The sequence below is a fragment of the Propylenella binzhouense genome (assembly GCF_009866965.1).
Lineage (GTDB): Bacteria > Pseudomonadota > Alphaproteobacteria > Rhizobiales > Afifellaceae > Propylenella > Propylenella binzhouense.
In genome coordinates, this window is sequence record NZ_SPKJ01000039.1 from 1 (window position 1) to 11906 (window position 11906).

Below are 11906 nucleotides of genomic sequence, written 5' to 3' on the forward strand. Positions count from 1 at the left end.
CCGACGGCGCCTCGTCGGCGCCGGTGCCCAAGGGGCCGAACCGGCGCTGGTCGCGGCCGCGCCGTGCCGCGCCGCTCCTCTGGAATCCGCCGCCGCGGGCACCGCCGAATTCGCGCGCCGCCCGCTCGCGGACCGCGGCCTCGTAATGGCGGCGGACGTCCGGATCGCCGATCGTCGCGACCGATTCCCGCAGCATGCGCTCGACCCCGGCCCGGCGCTCCGGCGTATCGAGCCGCTGGCCGTGGACCGCGCGCCGCCACAGCATGTCCACGAGCGGATGCGGCTCCTCGATCACCTGGCGGAAGGCGGCCGGGCCGTCGCGGCGGATGAGATCGTCCGGGTCCTGTCCCTCCGGCAGCAGGGCGAAGCGGAGGCTCTGGCCGGGCTTCAGGTGGGGAAGCGCCGTCTCCACGGCACGGAACGCCGCCTTCAGGCCTGCTTCGTCGCCGTCGAAGCAGAGCAGGGGCTCGTCCGCCATCTGCCAGAGCAGGCGGAGCTGGTCCTCCGTGAGCGCCGTCCCGAGCGGGGCCACCGTCGCCTCGAAGCCCGCCCCGACGCAGGCGATCACGTCGACATAGCCTTCGACCGCGATCAGCGTCGACTTGCGGGATGCCGCGCGTGCGGCGTGGCCGTTATAGAGGACGCGCCCCTTGTGGAAGAGCGGGGTCTCCGGGGAGTTGAGATATTTCGCCTGCGCCTCGGGGGAGAGCGCGCGGCCGCCGAAGGCGATCACCCTGCCGCGCAGGTCCGTGATCGGGAACATGACGCGGTCGCGGAAGCGGTCGTAGGAGACCGGAATGTCCGCCCCCGCGACGAGGAGGCCCGCCTCCACCATCTGCTCCTGGGAAAGGCCGGCGCCGGCGAGAGCCTCCTTCAGGGCGTTGCGGCTCGCGGGCGCATAGCCGAGGCGGAACCGCCGCTGCGTGTCGGGCCCGAGCCCGCGGTCGCGCAGATAGGCGCGCGCCCGTGCGCCCTCCGGCTGCTGCAGCGCCGCCTCGTAGAACCGCGCCGCCGCTTCGGTGACGTCGTAGAGCGAGGTGCGGATCCGCTCGCGCTCCGCGTCGCGGAAATCCTCCTTCGGCAGCGGCACGCCGGCCTGTTCGGCGAGCTGCGTCACCGCCTCGGGAAAGGTCAGTCCCTCGGCCTCGACGAGGAAGGTGAAATGGTCGCCGGAAACGCCGCAGCCGAAGCAGTGATAGCGGCCCTTGCGGTTGTCCGCGTGGAAGGAGGGCGTCTTTTCGCCGTGGAACGGGCAGCAGGCCCAGAAGTCGCCGCGGCCCGGATTGGATTTCCGCTTGTCCCAGGAAGCCCGCCGCCCGACGACCTCCGAGATCGGGATGCGGGCTCGGATCTCGTCTAGGAGGTGCGGGGGAAAGCGCATCGGGAACCCGGATCAGCACTGCCGAACGAGAAAGCAAGTCTATTCGCAAGAGTGCGCCGTCGTCCCCGGTTTTCACAGGGCGGGACGGCGCCCGGGGGTCCTACTTCAGGATCTCCTTCACGACGGCGCTTGCCTTGGAGAAATCCATCTTGCCGGGATAGCGCTCCTTGAGCAGGCCCATGCAGCGGCCCATGTCGCGCAGGCCGTTCGCGCCGACCTCGCCGACCACGGCCCGGCAGACCTGCTTCACTTCCTCCTCCGCCATCTGCTTGGGCAGGAAGTCGCAGATGACCTTGATCTCGTCCCGCTCGCGGCCGGCGAGGTCGAGCCGGCCCGCCTCCTCGTAGAGGCGGAAGGATTCCTCGCGCTGCCGGATCATCTTGGCGAGAATGCCAAGGATCTCCTCGTCGGAGACCCCGTCGCGGCCCTTGCCGCGCGCCTCGATGTCCCGGTCCTTGATCGCGGCCAGGATGAGACGCAGCGTCGCGATCCGCGTCTTGTCGCGGCTCTTGGTTGCTTCCTTCAAAGCGTCGTTGAACGCCTCGCGCATCGAACACCTCGGGATAGCTGCGACCCGGGCGGGTCCGCCCGGCTGCAAAGCCATCATCTTGTCATGAAAGTCAAAGATTGAGCGCGGCCGTTGGATCGGCCGATCACCCCGCTTGCGTTGACGAGCCCCGAGCCGGTCACTACGTTTCCGTCCGCTGCATGATGCAGCGCACAAGCACGCAATATATAGGGATCGTAGGCCCGGCCGCAACAGCGTCCGGACGCCGGCGGTCAGCGACGAGGCAGCATGGATATCACCCCGCCCTGGAGCGAAGCGAAGCCGACGGCCCTGCTCGTCTTCGCCGATGGCACGATCGTGGAGGGAACGGGCGCCGGCCTGGTCGGCAAGGCGACCGGCGAGGTCTGCTTCAACACGGCGATGACGGGTTACGAGGAGATCCTGACCGACCCGTCCTATGCCGGCCAGATCGTCACGTTCACCTTCCCGCATATCGGCAATGTCGGAGCCAACGAGAACGACATCGAGACCGTGAACATGGCGCAGGCATCCGGGGTGCGGGGCTGCGTCCTGCGCGCGGACATCACGGCGCCGTCGAACTGGCGGGCGACCCGGGACTTCGACCAGTGGCTGAAGGCGCGGGGAATCGTGGCGGTGACGGGCGTGGACACGCGCGCGCTGACGGCGCTGATCCGCGACAGGGGCATGCCGAACGCCGTCATCGCGCACGATCCGAAGGGCGAGTTCGACCGCGACGCGCTGGTGCGCGAGGCGGCGGCGCTTCATTCGATGGCCGGCCTCGACCTCGTGCCCGAGGTCACCACCGGGCAGACCTTCACCTGGGACGAGACGGCCTGGCAGGACGGCGTCGGATACGGGCGCCAGGAGGCGCCGGAATTCCACGTCGTGGCGGTCGATTACGGGATCAAGCGCAACATCCTGCGGCTCTTGGCGAGCCGCGGCTGCCGGATCACCGTGCTGCCGGCGACGGCGACCGCGGAGGACATCCTCGCCCACGATCCCGACGGCGTCTTCCTGTCGAACGGTCCCGGCGACCCGGCCGAGACCGGAAGATATGCCGTTCCGGCCATCCGTGAGGTGGTCGACGCGGGTGTTCCCACCTTCGGCATCTGCCTCGGCCACCAGATGCTGGGTCTCGCGCTCGGCGGACGTACGGCCAAGATGGGGCAGGGTCATCACGGGGCGAATCACCCCGTGAAGGACTTCACCACCGGGAAGGTCGAGATCACGTCGATGAACCACGGCTTCGCGCTCGACCGCGACAGCCTGCCGGCCGACGTGGAGGAGACCCATGTCTCGCTCTTCGACGGCTCGAATTGCGGCATCCGGCTCAAGGGCCGGCCGGTCTTCTCCGTGCAGTACCACCCGGAGGCCTCGCCTGGCCCGAAGGACAGCCACTATCTCTTCGGCCGGTTCGTCGACCTCATGCGCGAGCGGCGCGCGGCGGAGAAGGGGGACCTGGCCGAGGCGAGCTGAGGAGGCGGGCCGAGGATTTCCCCCGCCCGCCTTTCTGCTACTGGACGGCGCCGAAGTTCCCGGCGGCCGACAGGAGCTGGCTGATGAAGGAGAAGTCCTTGCCCGCGGTCGGCGTCGTCTGCGCCACGAAGTCGAAGACGCGGCCATCCTTCAGGCCGTAATCCGCAATCTGCCGGACCTGCTGGTTCTCGTCGAAATAGACGGCGAGCACGTGCTGGTCGACGATGTGCGGGTTCATGAACGCCACCGGCCGGGACGCCGTCTGGGAGATGTAGTAGAAGGCCTCGCCGCCGAAATCCGCCGTGGTGGACGGCGTGCCGAGCGCCACGAGAACCTGTTCGCGGGGCGCGCCGATCGGGACCTGCTCGATCGCCGTCTGCGACATTACATATCCGCGATGGAAGGTCTCGCCGATGCAGCCTGTGAGCAGCGTGCTCGCGAAGAGGGTGGCCGCAGCCGCCGCAGTCTTGAAGAAACCGGTCCTGGCGATCATGGAGAACATGCTCATTCCTTCTCTGCCGCGTAGCTAGCCGTGACCGTTCTCCGTGGCAATGGTGCGGCGGACCCGGCGCGGCGCCCGTCCGCCGGCCCGACCCCGCAGGAAGCTGGAAAAGAACGATGCTGAGACACTGGCGCCGAAGCCGAGAGGAACGCGATTCGGCCGAACGGCTCTATGCCGCCGTCGTCGACGCCGCGCGGAGACCCGAATTCTACGAGGGGCTCGGCGTGCCGGATACCGTGGAGGGGCGATTCGAGCTGCTCGCCCTCCACTTCTATCCGGTGATCCACCGGCTGATGTACCGCCCCGACGGCGATCCGGAGCTGGCGCGCCGGCTCTCGGAGGCGTTCGTCCGCGACATGGACGCGGTCCATCGCGAGATGGGGATCGGCGACATCAGCGTGCCGAAGCGCCTGAAGAAGCTCTACGGCGTGTTCGCCGGCCGGATCAGCGCCTACCGGGACGGCCTCCGGCAGGGCGGGGAAGCGCTGGCGGACGTGCTCGACCGGACGATCTTCTTCGGGCGGTCCGACCGTCAGGCCGCGGCGCGGCTCGCCGCCTATCTCGCCGAGGCCGTCGCCGGCCTCGAGGACGCCGATCTCGCGGAATGGCGCGCCGGCGCGGTGCGCTATCCGGGCCCGCCCGCCGAAGCAATGGAGGCGAATCGATGAGCGCTCCCGCTTTCTCCTACGCCGTCCCGGTCGGCGACATATCCGACCAGGGCAGGAGCTATCGCATCGAGGCGGATGCCGTGCAGCGGACCGCGCTGGCGCAGGATCTCGGGATTCCGGCGGTCGAATCGCTCGCCGCCGACCTCACCCTCCGGCCGGTGCGGGGGTCGGCGTTCAACGTGCGCGGGACGCTGCGGGCCCGCGTCGTCCAGACCTGCGTCGTCTCGCTCGAGCCGGTGACGCAGGAGGTGGTCGAGCCGGTCGACGTCCTGCTGGTGCAGGAGGAGAGCGAGAACCGCCACCAGAAGGAGGTCTTCGTCGACGCCCTCGAGGCCGACGGGCCGGAGGTCTACCGCAACGGCCGAATCGATCTCGGCGTCATCGTCGCCGAGCATCTGGCGCTCGGCCTCGATCCCTATCCGCGCGCGCCGCAGACGGATTTCGGCGGCCATGTCGAGGACGAGCCCGGCCCGGAGGAGTCGCCCTTCGCCGCGCTCGGGGCCCTGAAGCCCCCGAGGAACTAGCGCTATGGCCCCGGCCTTCCTTCTTGTCTTGGCGGCACCAGACGCTATTGTCCGCCGGCCGCGCCGAGGACGCTCTGGATGAATGGCTGATCCGATCACGATCTCGCTGGACGCCATGGGCGGCGACCGGGCGCCGGACGTGATCATTGCCGGCGCAGCGCTTGCTCTCCAGCGATGCCCCGATCTCCGATTCGCGATCTACGGGCGCGCCGCCGCGGTCGAGCCGCTGCTGCGCCATTATGCGGCGCTCCGCGACGCCTCCGTGCTGCACGACTGCGAGGTCGTCGTCCAGATGGACGACAAGCCGAGCCAGGCGCTCCGCAAGGGGCGCTGGAAGTCCAGCATGTGGCGGGCGATCCAGGCCGTGCGCGACGGCGAGGCGAAGGCCGCGGTCTCGGCCGGCAATACCGGCGCGCTGATGGCGATGTCGAAGTTCTGCCTGAAGATGATCGCGGGCATCGAGCGCCCGGCGATCGCGGCGATCTGGCCGACGCTGCGCGGCGAGAGCGTGGTGCTCGACGTCGGCGCGACGATCGGCTCCGACACGCAGATGCTGGTCGATTTCGCCGTCATGGGCGCGGCCATGGCCCGGGTGGTCTTCGACCTGGAGCGGCCGACCGTCGGACTGCTGAATGTCGGCGTGGAGGAGATCAAGGGCGTCGAGGAGGTCAGGGAGGCGGCCCGCATCCTGCGCGAGAGCCTGCAGACCCATTTCGAGTATCACGGCTTCGTCGAAGGCGACGACCTCGGGCGCGGAACGGTGGACGTCGTGGTCACGGAGGGCTTTGCCGGCAACATCGCGCTCAAGACCGCGGAAGGCACCGCCCGGCAGATCTCCGAATATCTGAGGGCGGCGATGTCGCGCACGCTGATGGCGCGGCTCGGCTATCTCCTGGCCCGCTCTGCCTTCGACCGCCTTCGCGAAAAGATGGACCCCCGCAAGGTGAACGGGGGCGTGTTTCTGGGATTGAACGGAATGGTGATAAAGAGTCACGGCGGCACCGACGCGGAAGGCTTCGCGAGCGCCGTCGAATTGGCACGCGACATGGCACGGCACGATCTCGTGCTCCAGATCGCGCGCCACCGCATCGAGGTGGCGGGGCCGGAGCCGATCCGCGCCGGAGCGCTCAGCGCATGATCCGATCCGTGGTACTCGGGATCGGCAGTCATCTACCCGAGAAGGTCCTGACGAACGCCGATCTCGGCACGATCGTCGACACCTCCGACGAATGGATCGTGCAGCGGACCGGAATCCGCGAGCGGCGGGTGGCGGCCGAGGGGGAGCTCACGTCCGACCTCGCCTTGGCCGCCGCCGAGAAGGCGCTTGCCGATGCCGGCCTCGACGCGCAGGCGATCGACCTCATCGTGCTCGCCACGTCGACGCCGGACAACACCTTTCCCGCGTCGGCGGTGACAGTCCAGGACCGGCTCGGAATCCGCCACGGCGCCGCCTTCGACCTCCAGGCCGTCTGCTCGGGCTTCGTGTTCGCGCTCTCGACCGCCGACGCGCTCCTGCGGACCGGCCAGTTCCGGCGCGCGCTCGTGATCGGGGCGGAGACGTTCAGCCGGATTCTCGACTGGACCGACCGCACCACCTGCGTCCTGTTCGGCGACGGCGCGGGTGCCGTGGTCCTCGAGGCGCGGGAAGAGGCGGGTGGAAACGCCGACCGCGGCATCCTCACGTCGCATCTGCGCTCGGACGGCCAGCACAAGCAGAAGCTCTATGTCGACGGCGGACCGTCCTCGACGCGGACCGTGGGCCATCTCCGGATGGAGGGCAGGGAGGTGTTCAAGCACGCGGTCGGCATGATCACGGACGTGATCGAGGAGGCCTTCGCCGCAACCGGGACCGGCCCGGACGACGTCGACTGGTTCGTCCCCCATCAGGCCAACAAGCGGATCATCGACGCGAGCGCGAAGAAGCTCGGCATCGCGCCGGAAAAGGTGGTCTGCACCGTCGACCATCACGGAAACACGTCCGCGGCCTCGATTCCGCTCGCCCTCGACGAAGCCTGCCGCGACGGGCGCGTGAAGCCCGGCGACCTCGTCCTGCTCGAGGCGATGGGGGGCGGCTTCACCTGGGGATCCGTATTGCTGCGCTGGTAGATCGTTTGCTGCCACACTGGTTGACCGCGTTCGTGGCCATCCATAGGGTTGGCCGGCCCGGTTCCGGCCGGGGGCGTTATCTCAAGCTGCGGGTGGCCTATGGGGGGCAAGACAGTCACGCGCGCGGACTTGGCGGAGGCCGTCTATCGACGTCTCGGTCTGTCGCGCGCTGAATCCGCCGCCATGGTGGAAATGGTGTTGCAGGAAATTTGCGAATCGATCGTCCGCGGCGAAAGCGTGAAGCTGTCGTCGTTCGGTTCCTTCGTCGTACGTGAAAAGGGCTTGCGGGTCGGCCGCAATCCCAAGACCGGGCTCGAGGTCCCGATCCCGCCGCGCCGGGTGACCGTGTTCAAGCCGAGCAACATCATGAAGCAGCGGGTGAATTCCGGCCTGGCGACGGTGCCGGCGGAGGCAGCCAAGTAGACCTCGCGAGATGAAGAGCCCGGAAGCGTTCCGAACGATCAGCGAGGTCGCGGAGGACCTCGCCCTCCCGCAGCACGTCCTGCGCTTCTGGGAGACCCGATTCGCGCAGATCAAGCCGCTGAAGCGGGGCGGCGGACGGCGCTACTATCGTCCGGACGATGTCGGGCTTCTGCGCGGCATCAAGGTGCTCCTCTATGGCGAAGGGTTCACCATCAAGGGCGTGCAGCGCCTGCTGAAGGAAAAGGGCGTAGCCTTCGTCATCGCGGTCGGACAGGGCGGCTCGGTCGAAGCCGCCTCCACCCCCGAACCCTCGGTGCCGGCCGCGGATGCCGGGCCGGAGAGGGAAGCGGCGGTCGAAGCCTGGGGCGAGGAGGACGAGCCGGTCGAGCCGGTCGGCGCGGAAGCCTGGCAGGTCGAGCCCGAGCGCTCCGAGGAGGCGGACCATCGGCCTCGCGCCCGGTCCCCTGCATCGGGCGAAGCGGAGCGGCGGCTGCTCGAATCGGCCCTCACCGAACTTCTCGAAGCCAAGCGGATGCTCGATCAGGCACGCTGAACCGTTCCGGGCATGCGGGTCGTTGCGCCGCTTGCCGCGGCGGGGCCCTTGTGCCGGCCGCGGCTCGACCGCCGCAACCGAAGTCTCCCGCGCCCTCGAATGGCCGCCGGAGCCGGGGAGTGGTCGGAGCGAGAGGATTTGAACCTCCGACCCCCTGCACCCCATGCAGGTGCGCTACCAGGCTGCGCTACGCTCCGACGGCGCGGACTATAGTGGCGCCGTTTCGGCGGTTCAAGGGCGCACCGCGGCGATCAGCACTTCGCGATAGCCCGCGCCCGATGCCGGCTTCGGCGGCCTGACGAGATCCGCCGTCCGCCTCATGTTGAGCGCGCGCGTGCCCCAGATCAGGCCGAGCAGAAGGTAGATGTGGCGCCAGTGGTCGATGTCGATGACGGTCGCGACGAGGATGTGGCCGACGAAGACGACATAGGCGACCTGGACCACGCCCTGCATCGGCCCGGAGCGGAAGCAGAGGGGGAAGCCGACGAGAATCGTCGAAACGGTGAGCGCGAGAAAGGCGATGAAGCCGAGCCAGCCATAGGTCGTGAGCGACTTCAGCCAGATGTCGTGCTCGTCCTCCCCCAACAGCTTGCCGAATTCGGCGTAGCCGAGGCCGAGCGGATGCTCGAGCATCAGGTTGAAGCCGATGATGTGGCGCTCGAAGCGTCCGAGGTGGCCGGCATCGTAGTCCTGGACGATCTGCGCCCGCTGGACATAAAGCTTCTGGACCGCCGGGAGGGACAGGACGCCGGCGAGCATGACGGCGAGCGCGATCAGTCCCGACACCGACAGCGCGATATATCTGGCGCGCACCGACGAGCGCCGCTCGTTGATGAAGAGGAAGAGCGCCATCGCGCCCGTCGACACCACCGTCAGTCCCCAGGCGGCGCGCGAGAAGGACAGGAAGATCCCGAACAGGATGACGAGGGCCAGTCCTCCGTTCTTCGGGAGCCGGCGGAGCGGCTCCGTCAGGATGCGCCGGACCAGGATCACGAACGGGAAGACCAGGAACGGACCGAAGACGTTCGGGTCCTTGAAGCCGCCCGCGGCGCGGTCGTAGAGCGTGAAGAGCCCGTTCGGCGTCAGCCCGAAATAGCCGATCATGCCGAGGAGCGAGGTGCCGATCGCCGCCGCGATATAGGCCGAGATCACGATTCGGACGGCGTCGGGCCGCTGCGCGACGAGCGAGGCGTAGAAGAAGGCGGTGACCGCGAGGAAGGCCGTGACGGCAACGAAGATCGGCTGGTTCGTCAGCCGGAAATCGTAGGACTGCGTCATGGCGAGCATGCCGCCCGCGACATAGAGGAGAAGCAGCCAGACGAGCGGACCGATGCTCTTCGGCAGCCGCAGGCCGCTCAGGAACCAGACCGGGATCGCGGCCGCGAAGATCAGCTCGTGCGGCGAGGGCTCGTAGAACACGAAGCCCCCCGAGAAGACGGCCAGCCAGAGCACGCCGTCCGAAAGCGCCTGGACGGGAAGGCCCGTCGGCCTGGCGACGGCGGACGCCGGGAGGCTCAATAGGCGTTCTCCGCGGCGATCAGCTTCAGCGGGGTGAGGAGCAGGATGTAGAGGTCGAGGAAGACCGACCAGTTCTCGATGTAATAGAGGTCGTGCTCGACGCGGTGGCGGATCTTCTCCTCGCTGTCGACCTCTCCGCGCCAGCCATGGACCTGAGCCCAGCCGGTCAGGCCCGGCTTCACGCGATGGCGCGCGAAGTAGCCGTCGACGACCTCCTTCCAGAGTTCGTTGTGCCCGACCGCGTGGGGGCGCGGGCCGACCAGCGAGAGATCGCCGCGAAGCACGTTGATGAGCTGCGGAAGCTCGTCGATCGAGAACTTCCTGATGATCCGTCCGACCCGGGTCACGCGCGGATCGCCTCGGGTGACCGCCTTGCGGGCCTCGAGGTCGGCGCGCTCGTGATACATCGAGCGCAGCTTCAGGACCTCGATGACCTCGTTGTTGAAGCCGTAGCGGCGCTGCCTGAAGAAGACGGGCCCCGAGGATTCGAGCTTCACGGCGGCCATCGCGGCGAGGAGAAGCGGCGACAGGGCGACCAGCGCGAGCGACGCGATCACGATGTCGAAGGTGCGCTTTACCACGGCGTCCCAATCGGCGATCGGGCGGTCGAACACGTCGAGGAACGGCACGGCCCCGATGAAGGAATAGGAGCGCGGACGGAAGCGGAGCTGGTTGGACTGGGCCGAGAGGCGGATATCGACCGGCAGCACCCAGAGGGTGCGCAGGAGCTCGACGAGGCGGCGCTCAGCGGTGAGCGGGAGCGCCACGATCAGGAGGTCGATGTCCGCCTGCCGGCCGAACTCGACGAGTTCGTCGATGCGGCCGAGGAGCGGATATCCAAGCCTGGCGGCCGGCACGCGCGTCTCGTCCCGGTCGTCGAAGATGCCGCAGATGCGGATGTCGTTGTCCTTCTCCGCCGTCAGCGCCCGCAGCAGCTCGACGCCCTCGGGCCCTCCGCCAACGAGGACCGCGCGCCGCTCGAGGATCCCGGCGCGGATCCAGCCGTGCACGAGCCGGGTGAAGCCGACCCGGTTTGCGGTCAGGATCAGGAACCCGCTCGCGAACCATGTCGCGAGCCAGATGCGGGAGAAGTCCTCGCCCATCTTGAGGAAGAACAGGACGAGGGTGAAGCATCCGAACACGGCGGCCCACAGTCCGGCCGTGCGGCCGACCTGCACGACCGGGCGCCGGTAGGCCCCGAAGCTGTAGCCGCCGAACGAGCCGACCAGGATCACGGTGGCGAGCGGCACCAGCGCGAGCGCCGCGAAGTAGCGCAGGCCGACATCGTCCGTCCCGGCGACATAGAGCCAGAGAATGGCGGCCCCGAGCGCTGCGAGGGAGCCGAAATCGGCGAGCCGGGCGAGGGCGCCGAGGAGGACGGGAGAGACCTTGCGCGGGCTGAGCGCGCGCGCCGCATTGATTGCGGCCGCGCTCAGCGTGTCGACGCCGCCGGCCGGCGGTTTCGGGGCGAGGGCTGCGCCGCTGGAGGCGACTGCGGTCGGGTCGATCGTGATGTCGGACATGGCTGGCCAGAGGAGGGACGATCCGGCCGCCCATACGCCCAAACCCGTCAAAAAAAGCAAAATATTGACTGAGTTAGGGTTACTCGCCGCTTGTCCTTCAGAACAGCCGTTCCGAGACGTAGATCGTATCGCCGGGCCGGATCGGCTGCACGACGGCGATGCGACCCTCGTAGAGCTTGCCATCAACGGTCCGGCTGATGCGGACCGTCCGCTCGTTCGCACGCGCGGTGAAGCCGCCGGCGGCGGCGATTGCGGTCTCGGCCGTCATGCCGGGGACGTACTCGTACTGGCCGGGCGCGCCGACCTCGCCGAGGACGAAGAAGGGCCGATAGTTGGCGACCTCGATCGTGACGTCCGGCTTCCTGAGGACCGTCGAGCCGAGGCGCTGTGCGATGCGGGCCTGCAGTTCGTCGGTGGTCGCGTTCCGGGCCGCCACGTCGCCGATCAGGGGAAGCGCGACGTTGCCGGCCTGGTCGACCCGGTACGTGTTCGTCAAGGAAGGCTGATCGAACACGACGACCCGCAGCACGTCCCCGCTGTCGAGCCGGTACGGGCCCTCGACGGTGGCGGACGCGGAGGCAAGCGGCGGACGTTCGCCGGCGCACCCGCCGAGACCGGCAAGGACCGCGCAGAGCAGCAGCGTCCGAAGAAGAGGTGGCCAATTAACGAGGATTCGCATCGGGGCCAACTTGGCTGTGCATGG

Annotated in this window: 13 protein-coding genes and 1 tRNA gene; 7 read left to right on the plus strand and 7 right to left on the minus strand. The window is 68.6% G+C overall.

Annotation, left to right across the window (positions count from 1 at the left end; genetic code table 11):
- Both dnaG and E4O86_RS12225 read right to left on the minus strand, forming a co-directional pair.
- Window positions 1-1381, minus strand: a 1381-nt coding sequence (gene dnaG / locus E4O86_RS12220) for a DNA primase (protein WP_161140824.1), incomplete at its 3' end; no start/stop codon positions are given.
- Between the two features lie 100 nt (window positions 1382-1481).
- A complete protein-coding gene (locus E4O86_RS12225; protein ID WP_161140825.1) occupies window positions 1482-1931 on the minus strand; it encodes a GatB/YqeY domain-containing protein in 450 nt (149 codons plus the stop codon).
- Between the two features lie 246 nt (window positions 1932-2177).
- Here E4O86_RS12225 and carA point away from each other — a divergent pair, with 246 nt between their 5' ends.
- Window positions 2178-3386 carry a glutamine-hydrolyzing carbamoyl-phosphate synthase small subunit gene (gene carA, locus E4O86_RS12230; RefSeq protein ID WP_161140826.1) on the plus strand — a complete coding sequence of 403 codons (1209 nt, stop codon included), beginning with the start codon at window positions 2178-2180 and terminating at the stop codon, window positions 3384-3386.
- Window positions 3387-3423: 37 nt separating this feature from the next.
- On the opposite strand, the gene E4O86_RS12235 is transcribed toward carA, so the two are convergent.
- Window positions 3424-3888, minus strand: a complete 465-nt coding sequence (locus tag E4O86_RS12235; RefSeq protein WP_161140853.1) for an outer membrane protein assembly factor BamE — start codon at window positions 3886-3888, stop codon at window positions 3424-3426.
- 116 nt (window positions 3889-4004) lie between these two features.
- On the opposite strand from E4O86_RS12235, the gene E4O86_RS12240 reads away from it, so the two are divergent.
- The 6 genes from E4O86_RS12240 (at window position 4005) to E4O86_RS12265 (ending at window position 8162) form a co-directional block, all read left to right on the plus strand.
- Window positions 4005-4556 carry a ubiquinol-cytochrome C chaperone family protein gene (locus E4O86_RS12240; protein ID WP_161140827.1) on the plus strand — a complete coding sequence of 184 codons (552 nt, stop codon included), beginning with the start codon at window positions 4005-4007 and terminating at the stop codon, window positions 4554-4556.
- Complete coding sequence (locus E4O86_RS12245; RefSeq protein WP_161140828.1) at window positions 4553-5080, plus strand: YceD family protein; 528 nt, start codon at window positions 4553-4555, stop codon at window positions 5078-5080. Before E4O86_RS12240 ends, E4O86_RS12245 begins: the two co-directional genes overlap by 4 nt.
- 82 nt (window positions 5081-5162) lie before the next feature.
- Window positions 5163-6218 (plus strand): phosphate acyltransferase PlsX, encoded by a 1056-nt coding sequence (plsX, locus tag E4O86_RS12250; RefSeq protein ID WP_161140829.1) that lies wholly within the window; start codon window positions 5163-5165, stop codon window positions 6216-6218.
- Window positions 6215-7186, plus strand: a complete 972-nt coding sequence (locus E4O86_RS12255; RefSeq protein WP_161140830.1) for a beta-ketoacyl-ACP synthase III — start codon at window positions 6215-6217, stop codon at window positions 7184-7186. The genes plsX and E4O86_RS12255 overlap by 4 nt, the downstream gene beginning before the upstream one ends.
- A 99-nt stretch (window positions 7187-7285) precedes the next feature.
- Window positions 7286-7609 (plus strand): integration host factor subunit alpha, encoded by a 324-nt coding sequence (locus tag E4O86_RS12260; protein WP_161140831.1) that lies wholly within the window; start codon window positions 7286-7288, stop codon window positions 7607-7609.
- Between the two features lie 10 nt (window positions 7610-7619).
- On the plus strand, window positions 7620-8162 hold the full coding sequence (locus E4O86_RS12265; RefSeq protein ID WP_161140832.1) for a MerR family transcriptional regulator: 543 nt from the start codon (window positions 7620-7622) through the stop codon (window positions 8160-8162).
- A 120-nt stretch (window positions 8163-8282) separates the two neighbouring features.
- Here E4O86_RS12265 and E4O86_RS12270 read toward each other — a convergent pair.
- The 4 genes from E4O86_RS12270 to E4O86_RS12285 all read right to left on the minus strand — a co-directional run bounded on the left by E4O86_RS12270 (window position 8283) and on the right by E4O86_RS12285 (window position 11882).
- Window positions 8283-8359: transfer RNA gene (locus tag E4O86_RS12270), tRNA-Pro, on the minus strand.
- Window positions 8360-8393: 34 nt separating this feature from the next.
- Window positions 8394-9680, minus strand: a complete 1287-nt coding sequence (locus E4O86_RS12275; RefSeq protein ID WP_161140833.1) for an O-antigen ligase family protein — start codon at window positions 9678-9680, stop codon at window positions 8394-8396.
- Window positions 9677-11203: an undecaprenyl-phosphate glucose phosphotransferase gene (locus E4O86_RS12280; RefSeq protein ID WP_161140834.1), complete on the minus strand. Its 1527-nt coding sequence runs from the start codon at window positions 11201-11203 to the stop codon at window positions 9677-9679. Before E4O86_RS12280 ends, E4O86_RS12275 begins: the two co-directional genes overlap by 4 nt.
- A 97-nt stretch (window positions 11204-11300) precedes the next feature.
- Window positions 11301-11882: a polysaccharide biosynthesis/export family protein gene (locus E4O86_RS12285; RefSeq protein WP_205520855.1), complete on the minus strand. Its 582-nt coding sequence runs from the start codon at window positions 11880-11882 to the stop codon at window positions 11301-11303.
- Window positions 11883-11906: the final 24 nt, after the last annotated feature.